Source organism: Lysinibacillus sp. RC79 (assembly GCF_041262405.1).
Classification (GTDB): Bacteria; Bacillota; Bacilli; order Bacillales_A; family Planococcaceae; genus Lysinibacillus.
Genome location: NZ_JBGCCD010000041.1, coordinates 17,821 through 41,873, shown reverse-complemented (window position 1 = coordinate 41,873; position 24,053 = coordinate 17,821). Strand labels below are relative to the sequence as shown.

The following is a 24,053-nucleotide window of genomic DNA, read 5'->3' as shown; positions in this document are numbered from 1 at the left end:
AGTAAAAAGTTATTCAACTATGTTGCTCACGGTCTAATTATGAGTGTCTGGTAAAAACTTTAAAATTTCATCAATATACTTCGATAAAGTAGACACTGATACTCCGTATTGCTGAGCTATCTCCTTTTTTGTAACCTTGAGCATTCGGGAAGAACGGAATAAATAATCATTTGCTCCTGCAATAGCCGCTGGATTTGTAAAACGATAATTATTTATCAATGCTTGCTCACAAAGCACAAACCACATTTGGAACATTGGTGCAATTAAAGTCGTAAGCTTACCATACTGTTCTAGTAATATTTCTGGCACACTTACTGCTCGTATAAAGCTAGCCTCTACTTTGTTTTTCATATCAAATTGATGTCCTAGTACATAAGCTAGGAATAGCTTTTCATACGCATTGAATTGTTCAACGTTTATCCATTTTGGGTGCGCAATAATTTCCTGTTTATGTGCTGTACAGCTTAGTAAAAATAAGCCAAATATCCGTTCACTTGTATAATCGCTCTCTAGCTTATCTACAATATAATCACGGTCATGTTCTAATGCATCAAGTGAATACGTATTTTCTTCTTGACGCCAAGGTTCGAAACCTTCTTTATCGGGATCTAGCTCAAGTAGCTGCTCCCATGTATTCTTTGAAATTTCTTCATGTCCTGAAAAATAAGCTGCATGTGATAACCAAAAGTAAAAGCCAGCATCGCCTACATAGCCTCTTTTTTGCATGCTACGCAACCATTTAAATGCTACATCATATTGTCCAACGAGTGCTAATGTTGCACCTAGCTTGTAGCGATGTTCCCATAAGTATGGCTGAATTTTTACAAGTACTTCTAAAAGATCCTTTAAATCTTCTTCATTTTTTTCATAGTATGCGATAACCGTTAAATTACATAGTGCATGTAGATTCCCCTTATTTTCACGCAATACAGTGTTTAGCAGAGCCTTCGCCTGTTCTGCTTCACCAACATAAAAATAGGCAAGGGCTAAGTTGTTATAAGCTGACCAAAAATCTGGTGTATCTTCAATTAAGTCTTCTAGAATCTTAATAGCTTCAGGGAAATCTCCCTTTTCCATACAACGTCTCGCCTGTTCCTGCCGATATAAATCTTCAGCAGAACCTTCAAGCTCCTCAAAATCATCCTGCTCAAAGTCAACAAACTCTAATATTTCAGCAGCTTCATCTGCATAGGCACCCTCTGGCTCTATTTGTAAATATTGCTCTGCAAAGCGCTTAGCATCATGTATGATGCCGATACATCCTGATACCTCTGCCATGTAAAAAATAATTTCTGGATTGTCTTTATCTATCTGATAGGCACGACGAAGAAGATCATACGCTTCCTCGAAACGTTGACCCTCTAACTCTATTATCGCTAATTGCAATAAAATCATTGGATCATCAGGGCTTAAATCAACTGCTCGCTGTAAATATTTATAGGCTTTATTCATTTGTCCGCTATTCATTGCTTGAATTGATTTTTTATAATAATAGTCGCCTGTTGGAATGAACGACACTATATTCGTTTGATTCTCTTTTTGACGTTTCTTTTCCAATATATTTCCTCCGAAACAAGAAATAAGGAACGTATCATACGTTCCTTTACACAGTAACTTCTATTATACCATACAATAAGCAATATGCCGTTATTTCTCCTCGTGACGTTTTTCTAACACATGTAAGACGTCATAAACATTTACTTTTTGTTCTTGTAGTAACACTAGTAGATGATAAATTAAATCGGCAGCTTCCCATTTTACTTCTTCTGCATCGCGATTTTTTGCACCTATGACAACCTCAGTTGCTTCTTCTCCAACTTTTTTACAAATTTTATCGATTCCTTTATCGAATAAATATGTAGTATACGCCCCTTCTGGCATTTCTTGCTCACGCTTTTCAATGACATTTACAAGTTTCGAAATAATCTCAACAGACCCGACCTCGGCATTTTGCTGAATGATTTCCGTAAAGCAAGAAGTTGTTCCATTATGACAAGCCGGGCCAGTAGGAATTACTTCCACAACTAATGCGTCACCGTCACAGTCAGCCTTGATAGACACGACTTTTTGTGTATGACCACTTGTTGCCCCTTTGTGCCAGAGCTCTTGACGTGAACGTGAGAAGAACCATGTTTCTCCCGATTCAAGTGTTTTCTCTAGTGATTCTTTATTCATATACGCTACCGTTAGTACTTCTTTTGTATTAGCATCTTGTACAACCGCAGTGACAAGACCCTTATCATCAAATTTAATGCCGTCAATCATCTTACTGTCACTCCTTTTTCACGTAAGTATTCTTTTACTTGTGCTACGCTCGTTTCTTTGTAATGGAAGATGGATGCGGCAAGTGCTGCATCTGCATCGACATCTTCAGCTAATACCTCGTAAAAATGTTCGGCATTCCCTGCACCGCCACTTGCAATAACAGGAACTGTCACAGCCTCTCTCACAGCTTTTGTTAATGCTAAATCAAAACCGGATTTCTCACCGTCCTGATTCATACTCGTTAATAAAATTTCACCGGCACCTAAGCGAACCGCTTCCTTTGCCCATTCAGTTGCTCGCCATGTTGTTTTATTTCGGCCTCCATGCGTATAAACCATCCATGTGGCATCTGCCTCACTATAGCGGGCATCAATAGCTACAACAATACATTGCGAGCCAAAAAAGTCAGAACCTTCTTTAATGAGCTCCGGTCGCTCTATAGCAGAAGTATTCACCGATACTTTATCGGCACCTGCTCGTAAAATGCGTTTCATATCATCTAATGTACGAATTCCACCACCTACTGTAAATGGAATTGCTAATGTAGCTGCAGTTTGTCGTACGACATCAACCATTGTTTCACGTCCTTCATGTGATGCCGAGATATCTAGAAACACAAGCTCATCTGCCCCTTGCTCATCATAAAACTTGGCAAGCTCTACTGGGTCACCCGCGTCACGTAACGACACAAACTGTACACCTTTTACAACACGCCCCTCTTTCACATCAAGACATGGAATAATGCGTTTTGTTAACATGATGCCACCCCCTTCAACCACTGCTCTAATAAATACACACCTAGTTCACCTGACTTTTCGGGGTGGAACTGCATTCCCGTTACAGAGCCATTTGCAACAATGCCAGGTACCTTAATTCCACGATAATCGGCATAAGCGACAAGCTCCGTTTCTTCGATATCAGTTGCATAAAATGAGTGCACAAAATAAACATGCTTTGCCGATACCTCACCCTTTAACCATGAAGGACGCTTTGTCACTACGAGCTCATTCCATCCCATATGCGGCACTCGATACTTCTGCCCAGCGTTGTCACCACTAAATCGTTTAATACTGCCTTTAAAAAAGCCTAGACCTTTCGTTGGGGCCACTTCTTCACTTTGCTCAAATAATAATTGCATGCCTAAGCAAATTCCGAGAAGTGGTCGATTTTCAGCTTTCACCTTGTGTAAATATCGATCTAAATTCATTTCAGCTAAACGTTTGATGGCATCTGGAAATGCCCCAACACCAGGAAGCAGCAGTGCATCTGTCGCATCTAGCACTTTTTCGTTAGACGTGACAACAACCTCACAGCCAAGTCGTTTTAATGCCTGTTCAACACTAAATAAATTCCCCATTCCATAATCAATAACACCTATTTTCACGTTAACAGCCCCTTAGTCGATGGTACACCTTTAACACGTGGATCAATTTCCACTGCTGCGTCAATGGCACGTGCTAACGCCTTAAAAATAGCTTCAATAATATGATGTGTATTATGGCCATAAGGTACGATGACATGAACATTCATCCGAGCCTCAAGTGCAAACTTCCACAAAAATTCATGTACTAATTCAGTATCGAAGCTACCGACCTTTTCCTTCAACTGTGGCACACGATATTCTAAGTGCGGACGATTCGAGCAATCAACAACGACCTGTGCAAGCGCATCATCCATTGGCACAAATGCTGTGCCGTAACGCTTTATTCCTTTTTTATCACCGAGCGCTTCACGAATGGCTTGGCCTAATACAATTCCGAGGTCTTCTGTTGTATGATGATCGTCTATATATGTATCACCATTCGCTTGTATCGTCCCATCGAAAAGCCCATGTTTGATAAAGAGATCAAGCATGTGATCCATAAAGCCAACACCCGTTTTAATATCCGCCTTTCCTTCACCATCTAAATCGATGGCTACCGAAATTTGAGTTTCGTTTGTCGTACGTTCAACTTTTGCATATCGTTTTTTTTCAGTCATTGTACTACTCCTTTTCCCATCCACGTGATTCGACTGCACGCGCATGGCCCTCTAAGCCTTCCATGCGTGCTAGACGTGCAATTTTCGGTGCGTTTTCTGCCCAAGTTTTTTCACTATAAAAGACGACGCTCGATTTTTTCACAAAATCATCGACGTTTAAGCCACTTGCAAAGCGTGCAGTGCTATTCGTTGGCAGCACATGGTTTGTCCCTGCAAAGTAATCACCAACTGGTTCAGAGCTATAACGACCGATGAAAATACCACCTGCATGTCGTACTTGTTCAGCTACAGCCTCAGCATTTTTTGTGACAATTTCTAAATGCTCAGGCGCTAGCGAATTAATGGCATCTATAGCATCTGCCATCGTTTCAGCCACATAAATAGCACCAAAGTTTTCTATCGATGTACGTGCTACTTCTTCACGCGGTAAAGTCATTAATTGTTTCTCCACTTCATCAGCTACTTTTTTAGCCAATTGCTCAGAAGTCGTCACTAAAATTGCACAAGCCAATTTATCATGCTCAGCCTGTGATAAAAGATCAGCCGCGATTTCATCAGCAAATGCTGTGTCGTCTGCTAACACTGCTATTTCACTTGGACCTGCAATCATATCAATCGCTACCTCACCAAATACTTCACGTTTTGCTAATGCTACAAAGATATTTCCCGGACCTGTAATTTTATCAACTGGAGAAATTGTCTCTGTGCCATATGCAAGAGCTGCAATCGCCTGAGCTCCACCGATTTTATATATTTCTTCTACTCCTAAAATACGGGCTGCAGCAAGTACACCTGGAGGTAATTTTCCATCGCGACCTGCTGGAGATGTCATAACAATGCGTTTAACACCAGCAACTTGTGCAGGAATAACGTTCATCAAGACTGACGATGGGTATGCTGCTGTACCGCCAGGAACATAAAGACCTACTGCATCGAGCGCAGTAATTCGTTGCCCAAGCCATGAACCATCTTTTAGTTCTAAGCGATAACCTGAACGTTTTTGCTGTTCGTGATAAAAGCGAATATTTTGGGCAGCTTCTGTTAAATCAGCATAAAGCTGTTGATCAATCGAATTTGCGCCCTCTTCTATTTCTTCCTTCGTTACGCGTAAATGATCAGGGGCAAAGCCATCCCATTTTTCTGTATAAACACGAATGGCTGCGTCACCTTGTGCACGAACATCTGTCAATACTTGACGCACAACCTTTAACTGTTCTTCATTTCCACTTTCAAGTGGTCGCTTTAAGGAAATACCTTTTGCAAGCTTTGTTATTTTCATAGGATTAATCTCCTTTAAATCTAGGAATGTGCCTCTTCCAGACAGTAGACATTTTTATTTAACGCATTTTTTTAAACGTTTTACAAGATCGATAATACGGTCACTCTTCATGCGATAACTTACTGGGTTGGCAATTAATCGTGATGATACGTCTGTAATAAATTCATACTCCACTAAGCCATTTTCTTTCAGTGTCCGGCCTGTTGAAACAATATCGACAATTCGATCTGCTAAGCCAATCATGGGCGCCAATTCAATCGATCCGTTTAGCTCAATAATTTCAACCTGCTCTCCAATACCCTTATAATATTTCATTGCAATATTAGGATATTTTGTCGCTATTCTCGGTGCGATTTCATTCATCGTCGTATTTGGTAAGCCTGCTGATGCGATATAACAAGTACTTATTTTTAAATCCAGTAATTCATGCACTTCTCGTTGCTGTTCTAACAAAACATCTTTACCTGCAATACCAATATCCGCTACTCCATGCTCAACATAAACAGGAACATCCATTGGCTTTGCTAATATAAAACGAATTTTCTCTTCTGGAATTTCGAGCATTAATTTACGGGACATTTCGACTTCTTCTGGTAAATTAAAGCCAGCTTCTAAAAGCATCTGATATGCCTCGTCAAAAATGCGTCCCTTCGGCATAGCAATCGTTAATTCATTCACCGTCAACGTCCTCCTGTCCCACAACAACTACTTCTGTAAAGTGTGCTAAAAAAGCTGCTTCATCGACTAGGCTACTCCTTAACTGTAAGGTAGCCTGTTTACCAGTTGCTCGTAGCGTCTGTACCTTTGCAAGAGCAGTTTCAAATTGTTCTTCCTCAAATAGCACGACTGTAGCTTCTTGTCGTTCATCAGATTGCCCATCAATTGTTTCTAATAGGCGATCAACGCGAATACTAAAACCTGTAGCACCTACTTTTGAGCCAAATACCTCCAGCAATCCGTCATAGCGTCCCCCATTGCCTAATGGAAAGCCACTGCCGGTTGCAAACACTTCAAATAACATGCCTGTGTAATAGCTCATGTGACTAGAAAGTGTAAAATCAAAGGCTACATAATCCGCTAATTCTGCCATTTCAAGTAGTTTATTGAGCTGTTGCATATATTCTAATGCGTCATTTTTCCGCACATATTTTTCAATATCTTGTATTTCTTTTAAATTCATAGCTTCTTCAATGAATTGCAATAATGCATCGGATTTTGTTTTAGGTAAATCAAATGATTCTACTGCTTCCTCAAACCCTACATAATTGCGTTGCACAAGTAGTGTCCGAAGTATATTTTGTTGTTCAACGCTTTCTGTATAATCTTGTAAAATACAATTTAATATACCTGCATGACCGATCGTCACTTTAAATTTCGCTAATCCAAATTGCTTTAATAACTCCATTGCTGTAGCAATAACCTCAGCATCCGCAAATACAGAATTGTCTCCAATTAACTCAATCCCCATCTGATCAAATTCTGCTGGACGTCCACCTTCCGCTTCTTGTGCGCGAAAGACACTAGCAAAATAAGCAAGGCGTACGGGAATCATCTCTTTTAATAATTTTGATGTTGCTACACGTGCAATCGGTGTTGTCATATCAGGTCGTAGTACTAACGTGTTGCCTTGGCTATCTACTAATTTAAATAAATGCGCATCGGCTATTGCTGATGCTTTACCGACTGTATCAAAATACTCTACTGCAGGCGTTTTAATAAATTCATAGCCTCTTCTGCATAAAAAGTCTCGCCCTGTATTTCTTACGGCCTCTACCTTTTCAAATATTTGCGGAAATGTATCGCGCATTCCAAGTGGTTTCTCAAACATTTTAATCGACGACATTTTGACACTTCCTCACGTTTCACTTTAACTCACTAGAGTGTTAGAGAATTAGATTATGAAAGAATTCTAACTTATTTCTTCTTGCTAGTCAATGCAACTACGTTTAAATTATCGAATAATTTCAATACTGATTATTCTGTTAATTATACTCGAAAATAAATAAATTGAAACTTTATTCAGCAAAGCAGCTTTTCCCCACTTAAACTAGTAAACCTCTATGGGCATATTAAATAAAGTATGACTCTCCGGCAAAACGAGGGGTTGATTTCCGTTCCGACTGGGCGCTTTCCTGGGGGCGTCCGATGAGCCGCTTGGGCCAACACGATGTTGGTCACGAAGGCGTTATCACAAGACGTGATGGTTTTAGCCTTCGTTCCCCTGTGTGCTCGCTCCAGGGTCTCATCTGTGACGCTGATCCCCGAGGAGTCGCCCAGTCTCCACTCCAATCAACCACTTCACATAACATATATCTTCTGGCATATAGCTCTAATTCTATAGTGATAAAACGAAACATTTAACAACAAATGCTTTTATAGCGAAAATATAGTGGCAGTAACAACAGATACAATTGCGTCACTGTTGTAAGTCTATTCTGTTCTATTATGGTGAGCTGTCATAACGTACACATTTGAAATGCATAAAAATTTATAAAAGTTCTACACTATCATTGATTGAAGTGGAAGGCTACTCGACTCCCGTGGGAAAGCGAGACAGGCGAGACCCTGGACGGAGCGTAAGCGGAGGAAGCGGCTCGACGCTCGCCCACAGGAAAGCGAGTAGCCTGGAACGGAAATCACCCTCATTTAAGACTCTACAACATTGACCATTTTGTTTTTCAATACTATGACACTGTGCAAGCATTACTGTGTACAGTGTTCTTTTTAATTTCATTGTTACAATAGTTTTTCAAAAACAAAAAACTGTGCATAGCAAAGCTTGCACAGTGTAGGTATTATTATTTTTTAGGCGTGCACCATTCTACTACTTCATTGCGTTTGCGCTCCGCCATTTGTTCAGCTGTATAAATAATTTGCATAGGATTACCGCCTGCTAGACAGCCAGCTGGAACATCTTTATGGACAAGGGTTGCAGCTGACACAATCGCACCGTCACCTATCGTAACACCTGGTAGTATCGTTGAATTGGCACCAACCATCACTTCGTTACCAATATGAACATCTCCCAGACGATATTCCTCTATTAAATATTCATGCGCCAAAATAGTCGTATTGAAGCCTATAACGGTATTGTCACCGATATGGATACGTTCTGGAAACATCGTATCTGGCATAACCATTAAAGCTAAGGAAGTTCGCTCACCAATTTCCATTTTTAATAAAGTTCGATACAACCAGTTTTTCACACGTAAAAATGGTATGAAGCGTCCAATTTGAATGACAACGAAACACTTCATCACCTTCCAAAAGGACACCGTATCATAAATATTCCAAAGCGAGTTTGCTCCTTCGACACGGTAGCGTTCTGTTTTACGTGCCATTTACTTACCCCGCTTTCACAATTTCAAATAAATCCGTCATATGATGCAACATATATTCCGGCTTGAATTGCTGTAAGTATTCCTCACCTTTAAAAGCCCATGCGACACCGGCTGCTCTAACTCCAGCGTTGTGTCCTGCCTCAATATCGTGAGAATTGTCACCAATCATAATCGCGTCTTCCTTGTTTACACCAAGGCGTTCAAGCGCAAGCAAAACTGGTTCTGGATCAGGCTTTACATTTTTCACATCATCCGTGCCAATACGGATATCAAATAAATGACTTGCACCAAGTACAGATAGACCACGGTCAATCATCCCATTACGTTTTGTAGACACAATCGCTAATTTGATACCCATAGCCTTTAATTGCTCTAAAGTTGATACAACATCAGGATATTGAGTGACAAGCTCATCGTGATGTAATTCATTATATTCACGATATTTAACAATCATTGCATCCTCTTCACCAGGAGCAATGTCACTAAATGTCTGTTTTAAGGATGGCCCGAGGAATTTCAGGCAATCTTTTGGCGAATATTGCCCGGGAAATCGCTCGTTTAAAACATGCATAAACGTTTGAATGATTAAATCATTTGTATTGAGTAATGTACCATCAAAATCAAATAGTAATGCCTTTACAACCATGCTTTGCACCCCTTATTTATTATCTAAATACTTTACTACAGGTTTTACTTTTTTACGTCGGTAAATAATTGCACCAAGACCCACAACAATACCTATTATCGAAACAACCTGAGCTGAGCGTAAATTCCCTACTAAATATAGGCTATCTGTACGCATGCCTTCTATATAGAAGCGACCGATTGAATACCAAATTAAATAGCCGAAGAATATTTCACCACGATTTAAATTTACTTTGCGTAAAACTAATAAAATAATTAGCCCAATAATGTTCCAGACGGATTCATATAAAAAAGTAGGATGTACATATGTCCCTAATTCTTCGATGTACATTTGATTAATAATCCAATCCGGCAGCATTAGATGTTCTAAAAATTCACGTGATACTGGACCACCATAAGCTTCCTGGTTCATAAAATTGCCCCATCGGCCAATTATTTGTCCAATTAAAATACTCGGTGCCGCAATATCCGCTACTCGTAAAAAGCTAATATTTCTTCTACGAGTGAATATGTAAGCTGTCAAAAATGCACCAATAAGAGCACCGTGAATAGCGATACCACCATTCCAAATTTCAATAATCTTCCCAGGGTTTTCACTATAATAATCCCAACGCATCGTAACATAGTAAATACGTGCACATATTATGGATATAGGAACAGCCCATAGTAATAAATCCGCAAGAAAATCCTCGGGTAAGCCTCTCTTAACAGCCTCTCTTTGTCCTACAATATAAGCTAAAATAATACCCGATACGATTAGTAACCCATACCAACGAACAGGGATAGGTCCTAAATGGAAAGCGATCGGATTAATTTGTAATAATACTAAGTCCATCTTATACTCCTCTCAAAATCAATTCATTGCATTTGCAATTGAATCCTAATCAAAATGAATAATCATCCAACTCATCTGTCGATGAGATTACCTCATCTAATCGTCTAGAAAACTCCTCGGCTGCATTAACACCCATCTTTTTCAAACGATAATTCATTGCTGCTACTTCAATAATAACAGACACGTTACGTCCAGGTCTTACAGGAATCGTTAACTTTGTTAATTCCGTATCAATGATTTTCATTTTTTCTTCCTCTAAACCTAGACGATCATATACTTTTTCTGGATCCCATATTTCTAATTCGATAACTAATGTGATACGTTTGTACGGTCGTACCGCACTTGCTCCAAAGAGTGTCATAATATCGATAATACCAATACCTCGAATTTCGAGTAAATGTTCTAAAAGAGGAGGTGGACTCCCAATTAAAAAATTCTCTGATTCCTGACGGATCTCCACACAATCATCAGCCACTAAACGGTGCCCCTTCTTGACAAGCTCAAGTGCTGTTTCACTTTTCCCTACACCACTTTTTCCGATAATTAGCACACCGATGCCGTATACATCAACTAAAACTCCATGAGCAGCAGTCATTGGTGCTAAGCGACCTTCTAAATAGTTTGTTAGCCTACTCGAAAATTTCGTTGTTGTCATATGTGTTTTAAATACAGGTACATGTTTTTCATTGGATGCTTGTAAAAGTTCCTTAGGTACCTCTAAATCACGAGAAATAATAATAGCTGGTGTATCCTGCGAACACAGTAGACGCATGCGCTCCAGTTTCACATTTGCAGGTAGCATTTCAAAAAAAGAAAGTTCTGTTTTTCCAAGCAATTGTACTCGATTTGCAGGATAATGCGTAAAATACCCCGCCATCTCGAGCCCTGGTCTTGAAATATCACTAGTAACAATCGTTCTTCCTATTCCTTCCTCACCAGCTAATAGTTCTAACTTAAATTTTTCCATAACATCTCTTGTTAATACTACGACCAATGTTTAGTAGCCCCCATTCAAAGGAATTGAATATATTTTATCGCGTTAACATCAGTAATTCTCCACTTATCATTGAAATTAACTGTCTGTAAACGCCCGATTGGTTTAACTAACAATCAGCTTACTGATTGCAGTTCCACCTTATTTTAGCATGTCTAAGTATAAAAGAAATATATTTACACTCTGTCAGCATGACTAAAATAATTCTATAAAATATAAAAAACTAGCGGTTCTCCAGCCCGCTAGTTTCATTATCGTTTTATTTTTGAGTAGCTAACCATTTTGCAACTGCTTCTGCATCTGCACCTTTAACAACACCAGCAGGCATTGAACCTTTACCATTTTCAATAACATTTAAAATTTCTTTTTCTGTTAAACGAGAGCCTTCATCGCTAATTTTTGGTGCATTTCCTTGGCCTTGTAGCTCGCCACCATGGCAAGTGATACAAGATTTCATAGCAATTGTTTCACCATCTGGAGCAGCAGTTTTTGTACCTTCAGTTGAAGTTGTTTTACCTCCGCCACAAGCAGCTAAGAAGATTGCTGAACCAATCGCTAATGTTAACATTGCCTTTTTCATTAGGGCCCCTCCTCAAAGTAAATAATTATCTTTCCCCGACATTATACCAAAATTATGCACGTTTGAAACCTTCCCCTAACACCTCATAAGCATTAGAAACGATCACAAACGCTGATGGGTCAACGTTTTTAATGAGTTGTTTCAGCTTTGTGAACTCTGTTTGGTAAACAACAACCATCAGTACTGGTCTTGCTTCCCCTGTATAGCCACCTATAGCAGACAACTTTGTCACGCCTCGATCGATCTCGGCATAAATGGCATCACGTACTTCATCTTGTTTCATCGTAATAATGTAAACCATTTTAGACTGACTAAAGCCGAGCTGAATAATATCAATCGTTTTTGTAGTGACATAAAGTCCAATTAGGGCATACAAACCTTTCTCCAAGTCAAAAACAATTGCTGCACTAATTGCGATAATCCCATCAATTAAAAGTACACTTGTGCCAAGCGATATTCCGGTATATTTTGTAATAATTTGCGCCAGTAAATCAGTGCCACCAGTAGAAGCATTCCCCTTAAAGACAAGTCCTATTCCTAAACCGACAACAATTCCCCCAAAAAGCGCACCGAGTAAAGGATTATCTGTCCAAGGCCCCCAACTGTTCGTTAGTAATACAATAAACGGTAATGTCACTGTTCCAACAAACGATTTTATCCCAAACTTTTTTCCAAGAAATAATACACCAGCTATAAATAGTGGAATATTAAATGCATATTGTACAAAACCAGGATTCCAACCAAATAAACCGTGTAAAATTGTACTAATCCCGCTTACTCCGCCAGAAGCTACTTGATTTGGCAGTAAAAATACATTAAAGCCAATGGCAATGATTGCCGCTCCAACTATGACGTACACATATTCCACAATGCTTTCCCTTACATCATGAATTTGACTCATTTCCCCACGCCCACTTCAACTATCAGAATTTTTTAAAGACGAGATGATTATAGCAAATAGTTTTCGCATTGAGAACTTCGTCTTGATGAAGGAAACATGTATTTTTATAATTTGCATTATGTATTACACTTATGACAATTAATTTGAAAACACAAAAAAATAAGCTACCTTAAAGAGCAAATTTTAGATAGCTTATTTCTTATTCTCTAGTTCATCACTGGAAGTTGCAGACGACATTTTATTAAAACGTATGTCATGTGGCTTAGTTGATTGGAGTGGAGACTGGGCGACTCCTTGGGGATCAGCAATAGAGGAACGAAGGCTAAAACCATCACATCCTGTGATAATGCCTTCGTGACCAACATCGTGTTGGCCCGAGACCCTGCAGCGAAGCGGATGTTTTCCGTGCGAAAGCGTAGTGCTAACGTAGCGGCAGCAACGAAGCGGCTCATCGGACGCCCCCAGGAAGCTTTGCTCTGTGCGAAAGCGAAGCGTCAGCAACAAATGTTTTCTGTAGCGAAAGCAAAGCGGCAGCTACAAAGCGCCCAGTCGGAACGGAAATCAACCCCACGCTATGATTGGCTCTTGTTATTATAAAGACTTTTCTGCCCACTCCATTGCTTCATTGTATATAAGATCAATATTTGTGAAATCCATATTAAGCTGAGGAGCTAATTCTTCTAAAGTAGACCAATCTAACTTGCCTAACGCAATACTGAAATCCAAATAAGGTGTCATTTCAGTTTGATTACCTAAAATTGTTTCTGTTATGTCTTCTGAAAAAGGTAGCTGCTGTAAAATATCAGTCAGGGGTCTTTGCAACAAAGTGTCTATCAATGAAAACATCCCAACTAAAAAATATTCAGAGAAGTTTTTCTTATAGGAAAGTTTGGCTAATTTCTCACATACTTTTGCTCTAAATAGTGATGTACGCATGACTTCTTTAAAAAGATCATTATCAGCATTCATATCCATTTCTCGCATCGCCAATAAATAAATCCACTTTCGTAAATTTGAAACACCGAGTAATATAATAGCTTGTTTTATCGAACGAACCTTGGATTTAGAACGCATCTCTGAATTATTAATCATTTGCAATAATTTATACGTTAATGAAATATCACGCTCAATATTATCAGCTAGTAACTGTATATTCGGTTCCTCTTCTTTTAATAGCGTAATAATATATAAATATTGAATAGTATTAGCAGGTATATCAGTTGCTGTAATGATTTGAGGTTGTTCAAAAAAATAGCCTTGAAATAATTCATAGCCAGAATGCTTTGCCACTTCAAAATGATTTCGTGTCTCGACCTTCTCAGCTAGTAATTTTATGTGAGGGAAATTTTCTTTCACTTTATTTTCAATTTCCATTCGCTCAAGTAATGGTGACAATAAAAAGTCAACTTTTATAAAATCGATATAAGTAAATAGCTCATCATATACTTGTACCTCATCATCCAAAATAAAATCATCTAATGCAATTTTAAACCCATATGATTTCAGCTCAATGACTCTCTCGACTAACCGAGGTGTAATAGGGACATCTTCTAAAATCTCAATAACAACTTGCGATGGATTTAAATATTCATTTAAGGGACTCTTCAGTAAGTTTTCTGTAAAATTAACAAAACTAGGTTTTCCTTTTGTTACCTCTTCAATGCCAATCGAAAGAAATGAGTTTACTAGTACATCGATTGTTGCAGCATCTGAATCGACCATCGGAAAAGCATTCACGTTTTTGCTACGATATAATAATTCATACGCAACGACTTGTTCATGAAGGTTAAAAATAGGCTGTCTGCCGATAAATACTTCCATTTCGTCGCCTCCCTCATTTCTCCATTATCTAGTAAATAATATTATAGCATCTTTCATTACTCTCTGCTTATCATTCAAGTAACTGTCTAAATGTCTCCTCTAACATTAATTAACATCGCTTTTGTGACGCCATCCCTAAGGAGTCACCCCACCTCACTCCACTGACTTATGCTCTTTAATCCCAACCTTCGGTGATGAATTATCTAAAACTCCAAATTACTCATCTATCATTTATTTCTTTTTCACTGAATCTTTTGTCAAAAAATTCATTTCCTATTGACATTTACCAATTTAAATTTTATAGTACATTACAACACTAATGCACTATGTTACGTAGGAATGAAAGGGGGTTTTTCGATGCACGTTCATCTAGATGGTACAACACCGATTTATATTCAAATTGCTGAATGGCTACAGCACGAAATCATTGCTGATCGATTACAGGCTGACGAGAAGGTCTATTCACAATACCAACTAGCTGAATTATTCAATATAAATCCTGCTACAGCTGGTAAAGGGCTGACAATTTTACTTGAAGAGCAACTTTTATATAAAAAACGGGGGTTAGGTATGTTTGTCGCTACGGATGCAAAAGAACGAATTTTAATGAAACGTCGAAACGAAATATTGACGAAAATGGCACAAGAAATCGTATTAGAAGCAAAACGTTTACTTGTATCTGATGAAGAATTGCTAGTGCTTATTCGAAAAACACAGGAGGGATTGGAATGAATATTATTCAATGTGAGGAGTTATCTAAAAGTTTTGGACGTCGTAATGCACTACAGCGCGTAACCTGCGCTATTGATGCAGAGAAAATTATCGGTATTATTGGTCGCAATGGTGCTGGTAAGTCGACATTACTTAATATTTTTGCAGGCTATATAAAGCCTACAACTGGGTCATGCAAAGTGTTTAATGAAAATCCCTTTAATAATATTCAAACTGCTGCCAATATGATTTTTATCGATGATCGATTAAGCTTCTCGGATTACTTGTCGCTCGAAGATATTCTAAAGATGGGGGCCGATTTTTATCCTAATTGGCAAAATGAGTTAGCTTATCGCATGCTCGGTTATGCAGGTATAGATCTGACAGCAAAGCATCAGCAACTATCTAAAGGTCAATTAGCAACCTTTAATCTTGTTTACGGATTAGTAAGCCGCTGTGCACTAACGATTTTAGACGAACCGATGAATGGCATGGACGAAGTGATTCGTACAGATTTTTACAGGGCGATTTTAAAAGAATACCTAGCCTTTCCACGAACATTTTTAATTACTAGTCACCATTTGCAAGAGATGGAATCTATTTTAGAAGAAATATTATTGATAGATGAAGGCTCTGTCATTGCCCACGCGCCATTAGATGAATTTAAGGAACAGCTCATATCACTTAGCGGACCAAGTGATGTACTTGCAGATCTGCTCTCTGAGACAGAAGTATACGCTCAAAAGATTATGGCAGGGATGACCTCAGCAATAATAGATGCTAGTAAACTATTCGTCTCAGAAGAAATACTTCGAGCAAAAGGCATCACGGTATCATCCCTTACCGCAAGTGAAGTGTGCAAGTATTTAACAAGTAAAAAAGGAAGTGATATTGATGCAATCTTTGACTAATATTTCACTGAAAACAATTGTAATAAAACAGGTGAAATGGAAAGCAAAATTATATATTTCTGCCCTTAGTTCCTTAGTTATTGTACAAATCATTTTTGGAATTTTAACATCTAGCTCAGGGAGTGGGTCTTCTGGTCATGGAGGAGGAAATTTAGATGTTCAGTTCTCTATTTACTCACTCGATACCTTTCTTATTGTTACATCAATTTGGGCATTTATTGTAGCAATTCTCTTTTCAACAAAAGCGTATCGTATTGATGATTTATCCATTATTTCTAGTCGAACATCTAGCGCCATTGCGAATATATTTGTCATGAATATTTACAGTTTTATTGCGGTCATCATTATGATTTCTACTTACTATTTACAAGTATTCGGGATTTTACTAGTGGAAAAGAAATCATTTGTAATAGAAAACCTATTTATTTCACCATCAATATTACTATTATGTTTCAGTAGCCTCTGTTTATTTGGCGCAATTGGCTTACTATTAGGCACCAGCTTTAAGGGGCTAGTAGGGATAAAAATATTTGTATCTACTTTTATGCTGCTTGGCTTTATATTATTTTTAATGTCACCAGAGTCTATAAATCTTAGGCCATTCATAATGTTACCCAATCTTATGATTAGTGTTATTAATTTGCTTGTGGCTACACTATGCTTTAGTCTCACTATTTGGATTGCTGATAAATCGGAGGTGACTCGCAAATGATGGCGACTACACTTTTCTTTTTTACTACATTACTACTTGTAATTGCCATTTATATACTACTAAGTAAATTAGGGAAAAAAGCTAAAAATATTTGGACTCCTAAGCGTATTATAATTGGCATTACTAGCTATATCGTACTTGGATTTACTGCCTTCATTTATATTAGTTTTTTTTCAGAATCAAAAATACAAATACTTTCTCCTTCTGAAATTAAACAAGTTGAGAAAAAATTAGATCAAATACAAAAGTACGATCAAGAAAACGATTCTTCTTATTTAACAGAGGAATACAAAAAGAAAACATGGGAGTTAAAATATGAAGGAGATACATTACCTGTTGTTATAAATGAAGGTGACAGTGGTTCAAGCGTTAATATTCAAGTGCGCTATAATGACAATATTGAATCTGGAAAAGCTCTTGTTACCTATTATCAATTTCCTGTCATTATAGAAGGTATTGATCTTTCAGAAGAAGTACCGTTACCTAACGTATACGTGGCACAAAATCAGCTATTTATTGAATCTCTTTCTAGACAACAAGTAAATTATTTTCGTATAAAAGCAACATTAGGTATTTTAGATATGAATCGTGAAATAGAACGTGAATCATATGCAATGCACTATTCCTATTCAAATGTCATAGTTATCGACATTCCACGAAGTACAGTTCTGGAAGATTCCCAAGGTCTTTTTTAGATAGCAAAAAAACAAGGGCAGTCCAAAGTGATTTTTTATCACATTTAGACTGTCCCTTTTTTATTTTCTACTTGTTTTTGATTTAATAGCACCAATAACAGCTGGTATAACTGAAATCAAGATAATTAATATAAGAACCGTTGAGAAGTTATTTTTAATAATAGGAATATTACCAAAGAAATAACCTAGTAATGTACAGCTGAGTACCCATAACACTGCACCTACAACATTATACATAATGAAGTAGCCATACTTCATTTTACTAGCCCCTGCAACAAATGGTATGAATGTACGGATGAAAGGCATAAAACGCGCGATGACAATCGTTTTTCCACCGTGTTTATTAAAGAACTTTTCAGCTGCTTCCATACGCTCTTTTTTAACGACTCTACCAAGGAAGCTCTTTGGTGGAATGGATGTTCCTACTTTATGACCAATATGATAGTTCATCGTATCCCCTAAAATTGCAGCCGCTAAAAACACAGGAATTAATATCCACATATTAAATGCGCCCATTGCTGCTGCTAATGTACCACTTGCAAAAAGCAATGAATCACCTGGCAGGAATGGGAAAATCACAACACCTGTTTCAACAAAAACAATTGCAAATAGAACGAAATAACTCAAATTACCAAATTTATGAATGATCTCCTCTAAATGCACGTCAATATGCATAATAAAACTAATTAACTCCTTGATGAGTTCTATCATTTTTTCGTATGCTCTCTTTCAATTAAATTTTCTAAAGGCTTTGACGTAGCTAGACACCAAAGGGTTCCATTCTTGTTTACTGTCTATAGTGTTACTTCTCCCTCACTATATGACAAGCCTTTAAAAAGTATGTAGATTTCACAAGTTTGATTTTATCACTTACAGACATACACACTCAACTTATTTAAACAAGTGGTCATGCTTTTTTACATTGCTGTAATATTGGATCATCACCAAAACGTGTGGTTGATTTCCGTTCCGACTGGGCGCTTTGTTGCTGCCGCTTCGCTTTCGCACAGATAAAACATTTGCCGCTGACGCTTCGCTTTCGCGCAGATAAAACATTTGCCGCTGACGCTTCGCTTTCGCGCAGAGCAGAGCTTCCTGGGGGCGTCCGATGAGCCGCTTAGGCCAACACGATGTTGGTCACGAAGGCGTTATCACAGGATGTGATGGTTTTAGCCTTCGTTCCTCTATTGCTAATCCCCAAGGAGTCGCCCAGTCTCCACTCCAATCAACTTATTTACATAGTAGACGTTTTAACAAAAGTCATCCACTTGGTGATGAACTGTAATATTGACCTAAAGTGAAAATTCAATCAGTAGGTGTTCATCGTCCCTCACTAAAGGAACACAAGCAAAAATCTCACATTCTATGAAAACGTTTGGTCTAACACCCTGTCGCTTCGCTTCCGCATAGAAAACAGTTGTTGCCTCGAACCAACCGAGCTTTTACTGGCAGTGGATCTCCAACTAATATTCATTGCTTCTCTTAAATCTTGAAATGTGAATCTGACTGTTCATTTATGCGGGATAAAAAAAGCTACTATTTTTCAATAGTAGCTCTGTTTCTTATACTTTTTCTTTTAATGTACGACGCAAAATTTTTCCTGTCGTATTTTTCGGTAATTCATCGATAATCTCAATTACTTTAGGAACCTTGTATTTCACCATATGCTTTGCACAGTATGCGAGAAGATCTTCTGTTGAAGTTGCATCTGTATCTTTTAAAACAACATATGCATGAACTGCCTCACCTAAGTTAGGGTCTGGGTAACCTACAACTGCCGCTTCAACGATATTATTATGAGCAAAGAGTACTTCTTCAACCTCTCTTGGATAGACGTTAAATCCGCCTACAATAATCATATCTTTTTTACGGTCAACGATGTAAAAGTACCCTTCTTCGTCCACTTTTGCTAAGTCCCCTGTGTATAACCAGCCATCACGTATAGCCATCGCTGTTTCTTCAGGTAACTTATAATAGCCCTTCATAACGTTAGGCCCTCGTACAATTAGCTCCCCTACTTCGCCAACCGGCACTTCTTGACCATGAACATCCACCACCTTATTTTCAACATTGGAAATGGATGTCCCAATAGAACCTGCCTTACGCTCACGATCCAATGGGTTAAAGCACGTTACTGGTGATGCTTCTGATAAGCCAAAGCCCTCTGAAACACGCACATTAAATTTCTTCTCGAAATTATGTAATAGTGCTACAGGTAAAGACGCGCCACCTGAAATCGCTAAACGTATTGTTGAGAAATCTTCAGGGTTGCTTTCAGGTAATTGATACAAGAAGTTATACATAGTTGGCACACCCGCGAAGACTGTTGCCTTTTGTTCCTTCGTTAATTTAAAGATTTCAGTTGGACTAAAACGTGGTACAAGTAAAACCGTTGCTCCACTCAATAAAGGCGCATTGGCTACGACAGTTAACGCAAATACATGGAAAACTGGTAACGTAGCAATAATACGATCATCTGCTTTATAGCCTAAATAATGTGCTACATCTCGTGCATTTGAATAGATATTTTTATGAGTCAGCATTGCACCCTTTGGAGTACCTGTCGTTCCTGAAGTATATAAAATAATTGCATTATCATCGTCAGCTACTTCTACTGGTTGGCAAGAGTCCGATGCACTAGCAATTACTTGTGAAAATAAATGTATTTTTGCCTTTGCCTCTTCGGATAAAGTCGTTACTTTTTCAGCAACATCTGCTGTTGTTTCACAAACAACAAACGTTTTTACTTTTGGAAAAGCATGTACACCCATTTCTACTAATGGTAGAAGTGCATCAAGTGCAATAACAGCTTTTACATCACCATTATGCAAAATATACGAAATTTCATCCGGTGTATAGATTGGATTAATCGGAATTGCCGTTGCCCCTAAACGCATTGTTGCATATAACGCAATTAAATAATGTGGTGTATTGCCGAGTAAAAACGCCACATGGTCCCCTTTTTCTACCCCTAAATCTTCTAACCCCTTTGCAAAGCGACCAACTGTGTGTTCAAACTCACCGTAAGTCGTATCTTTCCCCATAAAATGATACGCAATTTTATCCGGTTGCTCTAATGCTTGTTGACGAACACTTGAAACTAAATTCAATTACACCATCCCCTTATCGTATAAAATGAATCATTATTCAGTAATATTATATAAGAAATATATCTAAAAGACAACGAAACTTTTTATTTCATGTCGTAAATTACGTCAAATAATTCATTTTTTTCTCTCTCGTACAACTTTATTACGAACGAATATGCGAGATGTATCGCCAACGAATCAAATAAAAATAGACTACTTGTATTAAAACAAAAAAACCAAAAGCAAAGACAACTTCTTTGACAATAGAAATATTAGCAATATCCTTCAAGATACCTTGAACCATAAGAAAAGCAAAGGCGCTATGCATCATTGCAACACCCCATGGCAAGAAAAATTGTGGGAATAAATGACGATTCACAAGCTTTTTGAGCTCTGTATCTGTTAAGCCCATTCGCTTCAAGATATCGAATTTACGCTTTTCTCTTTCAAGAGAAGTATGCAGTTTAAAGTAAACGAAGCTACCTGCTGCTAATAAAAATACCGTTGCTACTAAAACCCCTACTAATGTGAATAATGAGTAAGTAGCTAATATATAAGAATAATTTAATCCTGCATTTTCAAAGTAAAATGGGCTAAATTTATTCTTCTTATAAAAATATTGAGATGCTTTTAACTCTTCTATGTCCTTGCCGATATCTTTCGTCTCTATCCACTGAGGGATATAGAAGGTAAATAAATGATAGGTTGGCTGCACAACGTTTTTATCGGCAATCGGCTTTCTAAGCTTTACAAAATCCTCATCGCTGATCACTATAGAGTTCACACTAACAATAGACCCTGGGAATACTATTTTAGGATATACGCTATCAATTGTTATCGGGATAGAGTTTTCTTCTAATACAGTATGCACAACTTTATTTTTTAGTTTTTTTAGAGAATCTTCCGAGTATGGTATAAACACTGCCTCTCCTGATGCCAAATCAAGTAATGGGTAACTATAGGAAGAAAGCAATACATTCATATCTGATTCCCTAAAAACTTCAACCTCATTGTGAGTATATGAAGATGTTTGCTTGATGACAACAAAGCGCGATAAATGATAGGACAGACCCTTCTCCTCTAATTGAATCCGTAAAGAGGCGATATGATTTCGCTCATATGGATTGTCGAAATCTCCCTTATAGACAAGCCCTAATGGATTTAAACGATCATATTGTATTGTATATGATGACATTGTTGCTAAAACACCGACCGATAAAAAGGCCATTGTTGACACCATCGTTACTACAAAAAACATTTTCACATTGTCCATCATAATATGCGTTTGCTCAGCTAACGAAAGAAGGCGATAGCGTTGCCAATGAAATTTCCGTTTGCCCCGCGCTTTATCTAAAAAGCAAGGTAAGGAATCACTGAACAAATAATATGTTCCGAATGTCGCTAAAAACGGGATTAATAATGTTAAACCAATCAAAGATGTTTTCGATACGATAAATGCTAGTAAGTATGTTGATAAAACAAGGGCAATACCAAATACAGCACGAATTTTAGAATACGTTGCAGTACTATTTAAATAGTCATTTCCCTTTAGAAGATCACGCAATTTTCTTTCACGTGTAAAATACACACTAATAAAGGAAATGACTACAAAAGCACTTGTAAAGACACCAATCGTTAGTAAGAATGGCTGCCATGAAACATATAAAGGTAAATCATCTAAATGTAAAATTTCTCGAACAATCATGAAAAAGAATTTCGAGAATGAGAAACCAAATATAATCCCAACAAAAATAGAGCCCGATCCAATAATCATTGTCTCCAAAAAGACAAGCCTATTCATCTGGCGTTTTTCCATTCCTAAATGTAATAAGATTGCAAACTCATGTGATCTAGCCTCTAAAAAAGCACTCATCGAATAATATAAAAAGAATAAGGTAAAAAGGACGAGTACGATTTCAGCACCAACCATCCCAATTAACGATGCTTCTCCTAAAATCCCTTGTTCAATATCCGGATGAAACATGAGCATTGAATAGATAAAAAACACTGCCACAGAAAAAAAGCTTGCCATGAAAAAGGCACCGTATATACGGCTGTTCCGTACGACATTACGGTAAGCGAATTGTCGAAAGGTCACCTACTTGTCCTCCTCCTAGTAAGCTCAAAACATTTAATATTCTCTGGAAAAACATTTGACGACGGTCATCTTTGTAAATTTCATTGAAAAATTCACCATCTTTAATAAATAACACGCGATCGCAGTAGCTAGCCGCAATTGGATCATGTGTTACCATGACGATCGTTGTTCGTTTTTCCTGATTGATTTTTGTTAAAAGTTCAAGTACATCACGCGAAGAATTCGAATCTAAATTTCCTGTTGGCTCATCTGCTAAAATGAGACTTGGATTATGAATAAGTGCCCGTCCAATGGCTGTTCTTTGTGCTTGTCCACCTGATATTTCATTTGGGCGTTTATGCAAGAATGAGGTTAAATCGAGTTTTTCCACAATGCTTGCAAGACGCTCCTCCATTACTTCTAATGGCTGTTGATCTAATGTAAGTGGTAGCACAATATTCTCTTCCACTGTCAGCATATGCAAAAGATTAAAATCCTGAAAAATAAAACCAAGCTGTCTTCTTCTAAAGTAGGCTAGCTCAGTTGCTTTCAGCGTATGAGGATTCATGCCATCTAATATGATTTCTCCACTCGTTGGTTCATCAATCGTAGAAATAATATTCAATAATGTTGTTTTTCCACTCCCTGATGGACCCATGACAGCTAAAAACTCACCTTCCTCTACGTCAAAGCTTAGTTGATTTAACGCACGATGAGTTACTTTGCCCTCATACACCTTCGTCACGTCTTTTATTTGTAAAATAGGCATACCTTGTTCACCTTATTTCTTGATTAATTCCATGGATTCTGGTAAAAGCCATTGCAGTACTACCTCAAAGCCAATTTGAAAATGTGGCTCTGTTAATGATTCAGCTGACTTATTGCCATCCTCCTCTACCAGACTAAAGCAATGCGAACCAACAATTACATCCCAGGCATCCATTTCACCTTCAATTATTTCTCCACAAATCGTATAATGCCCACTGTACATCACCTGTTCACCTTCTACAGGAAAAGCGTTAAGTAAAGTTGGTTTATGTAAGTCTAGCCCAAGCTTATTCGAAAAATGCATTACTTCTTCATTAAGTAAAAGACTAGCCTTACGATAATTTTTGCAGGATAAACAATCACAAACATCGTTATGCGACTCGTATAATGCCTCTGTTTTTTCTGTCTCTACATGTAAAACCCATTCATCCAAACGTACTTCTGTCATT

General features: G+C 37.9%; 24 protein-coding genes. 4 read left to right on the top strand and 20 right to left on the bottom strand.

Going from position 1 to position 24,053, the window contains the following annotated elements:
• Window positions 1-33: 33 nt before the first annotated feature.
• The 15 genes from ABH968_RS25040 to ABH968_RS24970 all read right to left on the bottom strand — a co-directional run bounded on the left by ABH968_RS25040 (window position 34) and on the right by ABH968_RS24970 (window position 14,641).
• The gene (locus ABH968_RS25040; RefSeq protein ID WP_370048389.1) at window positions 34-1,557 is read right to left on the bottom strand and encodes a tetratricopeptide repeat protein; all 1,524 of its coding nucleotides are present in this window, start codon (window positions 1,555-1,557) and stop codon (window positions 34-36) included.
• Between the two features lie 90 nt (window positions 1,558-1,647).
• Window positions 1,648-2,265 carry a bifunctional phosphoribosyl-AMP cyclohydrolase/phosphoribosyl-ATP diphosphatase HisIE gene (gene hisIE, locus ABH968_RS25035; RefSeq protein WP_370048387.1) on the bottom strand — a complete coding sequence of 206 codons (618 nt, stop codon included), beginning with the start codon at window positions 2,263-2,265 and terminating at the stop codon, window positions 1,648-1,650.
• Window positions 2,262-3,023, bottom strand: a complete 762-nt coding sequence (gene hisF, locus ABH968_RS25030) for an imidazole glycerol phosphate synthase subunit HisF (RefSeq protein WP_370048385.1) — start codon at window positions 3,021-3,023, stop codon at window positions 2,262-2,264. Before hisF ends, hisIE begins: the two co-directional genes overlap by 4 nt.
• On the bottom strand, window positions 3,017-3,649 hold the full coding sequence (gene hisH / locus ABH968_RS25025) for an imidazole glycerol phosphate synthase subunit HisH (RefSeq protein WP_370048383.1): 633 nt from the start codon (window positions 3,647-3,649) through the stop codon (window positions 3,017-3,019). The genes hisF and hisH overlap by 7 nt, the downstream gene beginning before the upstream one ends.
• On the bottom strand, window positions 3,646-4,245 hold the full coding sequence (hisB, locus tag ABH968_RS25020; protein ID WP_053485806.1) for an imidazoleglycerol-phosphate dehydratase HisB: 600 nt from the start codon (window positions 4,243-4,245) through the stop codon (window positions 3,646-3,648). Before hisB ends, hisH begins: the two co-directional genes overlap by 4 nt.
• Before the next feature lie 4 nt (window positions 4,246-4,249).
• Window positions 4,250-5,524: a histidinol dehydrogenase gene (gene hisD, locus ABH968_RS25015; protein ID WP_370048382.1), complete on the bottom strand. Its 1,275-nt coding sequence runs from the start codon at window positions 5,522-5,524 to the stop codon at window positions 4,250-4,252.
• Between the two features lie 54 nt (window positions 5,525-5,578).
• Window positions 5,579-6,202 carry an ATP phosphoribosyltransferase gene (gene hisG / locus ABH968_RS25010; protein WP_370048380.1) on the bottom strand — a complete coding sequence of 208 codons (624 nt, stop codon included), beginning with the start codon at window positions 6,200-6,202 and terminating at the stop codon, window positions 5,579-5,581.
• Window positions 6,195-7,367 carry an ATP phosphoribosyltransferase regulatory subunit gene (locus ABH968_RS25005; protein ID WP_370048378.1) on the bottom strand — a complete coding sequence of 391 codons (1,173 nt, stop codon included), beginning with the start codon at window positions 7,365-7,367 and terminating at the stop codon, window positions 6,195-6,197. The genes hisG and ABH968_RS25005 overlap by 8 nt, the downstream gene beginning before the upstream one ends.
• Window positions 7,368-8,322: 955 nt before the next feature.
• Window positions 8,323-8,865 carry an acyltransferase gene (locus ABH968_RS25000; protein ID WP_370048376.1) on the bottom strand — a complete coding sequence of 181 codons (543 nt, stop codon included), beginning with the start codon at window positions 8,863-8,865 and terminating at the stop codon, window positions 8,323-8,325.
• A 4-nt stretch (window positions 8,866-8,869) separates the two neighbouring features.
• Window positions 8,870-9,511, bottom strand: a complete 642-nt coding sequence (gene ppaX, locus ABH968_RS24995) for a pyrophosphatase PpaX (RefSeq protein WP_370048374.1) — start codon at window positions 9,509-9,511, stop codon at window positions 8,870-8,872.
• A gap of 12 nt (window positions 9,512-9,523) precedes the next feature.
• Window positions 9,524-10,345, bottom strand: a complete 822-nt coding sequence (gene lgt / locus ABH968_RS24990) for a prolipoprotein diacylglyceryl transferase (RefSeq protein ID WP_370048373.1) — start codon at window positions 10,343-10,345, stop codon at window positions 9,524-9,526.
• A gap of 49 nt (window positions 10,346-10,394) precedes the next feature.
• Window positions 10,395-11,339 (bottom strand): HPr(Ser) kinase/phosphatase, encoded by a 945-nt coding sequence (gene hprK, locus ABH968_RS24985; protein WP_370048371.1) that lies wholly within the window; start codon window positions 11,337-11,339, stop codon window positions 10,395-10,397.
• Window positions 11,340-11,598: 259 nt separating this feature from the next.
• Entirely contained in the window at window positions 11,599-11,919 is a 321-nt protein-coding gene (cccB, locus tag ABH968_RS24980) for a cytochrome c551 (protein WP_370048370.1), read from the bottom strand.
• Between the two features lie 52 nt (window positions 11,920-11,971).
• Window positions 11,972-12,820 carry a YitT family protein gene (locus tag ABH968_RS24975; protein ID WP_370048368.1) on the bottom strand — a complete coding sequence of 283 codons (849 nt, stop codon included), beginning with the start codon at window positions 12,818-12,820 and terminating at the stop codon, window positions 11,972-11,974.
• Between the two features lie 591 nt (window positions 12,821-13,411).
• Entirely contained in the window at window positions 13,412-14,641 is a 1,230-nt protein-coding gene (locus tag ABH968_RS24970) for an EAL and HDOD domain-containing protein (protein ID WP_370048367.1), read from the bottom strand.
• Between the two features lie 357 nt (window positions 14,642-14,998).
• Here ABH968_RS24970 and ABH968_RS24965 point away from each other — a divergent pair, with 357 nt between their 5' ends.
• Genes ABH968_RS24965 through ABH968_RS24950 form a run of 4 tightly spaced genes read left to right on the top strand, consistent with a single transcriptional unit; the run spans window position 14,999 to window position 17,670 of the window.
• A complete protein-coding gene (locus ABH968_RS24965) occupies window positions 14,999-15,373 on the top strand; it encodes a GntR family transcriptional regulator (RefSeq protein ID WP_370048365.1) in 375 nt (124 codons plus the stop codon).
• On the top strand, window positions 15,370-16,263 hold the full coding sequence (locus ABH968_RS24960; protein WP_370048364.1) for an ATP-binding cassette domain-containing protein: 894 nt from the start codon (window positions 15,370-15,372) through the stop codon (window positions 16,261-16,263). Before ABH968_RS24965 ends, ABH968_RS24960 begins: the two co-directional genes overlap by 4 nt.
• A complete protein-coding gene (locus ABH968_RS24955; protein WP_370048362.1) occupies window positions 16,247-16,975 on the top strand; it encodes a hypothetical protein in 729 nt (242 codons plus the stop codon). Before ABH968_RS24960 ends, ABH968_RS24955 begins: the two co-directional genes overlap by 17 nt.
• Window positions 16,972-17,670, top strand: a complete 699-nt coding sequence (locus tag ABH968_RS24950) for a hypothetical protein (RefSeq protein ID WP_370048360.1) — start codon at window positions 16,972-16,974, stop codon at window positions 17,668-17,670. The genes ABH968_RS24955 and ABH968_RS24950 overlap by 4 nt, the downstream gene beginning before the upstream one ends.
• A 60-nt stretch (window positions 17,671-17,730) precedes the next feature.
• Here ABH968_RS24950 and ABH968_RS24945 read toward each other — a convergent pair whose 3' ends face one another.
• The 5 genes from ABH968_RS24945 to ABH968_RS24925 all read right to left on the bottom strand — a co-directional run bounded on the left by ABH968_RS24945 (window position 17,731) and on the right by ABH968_RS24925 (window position 24,052).
• On the bottom strand, window positions 17,731-18,378 hold the full coding sequence (locus tag ABH968_RS24945; RefSeq protein WP_370048404.1) for a VTT domain-containing protein: 648 nt from the start codon (window positions 18,376-18,378) through the stop codon (window positions 17,731-17,733).
• A gap of 854 nt (window positions 18,379-19,232) precedes the next feature.
• Window positions 19,233-20,780: a fatty acid--CoA ligase family protein gene (locus ABH968_RS24940; RefSeq protein WP_370048358.1), complete on the bottom strand. Its 1,548-nt coding sequence runs from the start codon at window positions 20,778-20,780 to the stop codon at window positions 19,233-19,235.
• 142 nt (window positions 20,781-20,922) lie between these two features.
• Complete coding sequence (locus tag ABH968_RS24935; RefSeq protein ID WP_370048356.1) at window positions 20,923-22,857, bottom strand: FtsX-like permease family protein; 1,935 nt, start codon at window positions 22,855-22,857, stop codon at window positions 20,923-20,925.
• On the bottom strand, window positions 22,829-23,605 hold the full coding sequence (locus ABH968_RS24930; protein ID WP_370048355.1) for an ABC transporter ATP-binding protein: 777 nt from the start codon (window positions 23,603-23,605) through the stop codon (window positions 22,829-22,831). The genes ABH968_RS24935 and ABH968_RS24930 overlap by 29 nt, the downstream gene beginning before the upstream one ends.
• Before the next feature lie 12 nt (window positions 23,606-23,617).
• Entirely contained in the window at window positions 23,618-24,052 is a 435-nt protein-coding gene (locus ABH968_RS24925; RefSeq protein ID WP_370048353.1) for a hypothetical protein, read from the bottom strand.
• Window position 24,053 lies beyond the last annotated feature (1 nt).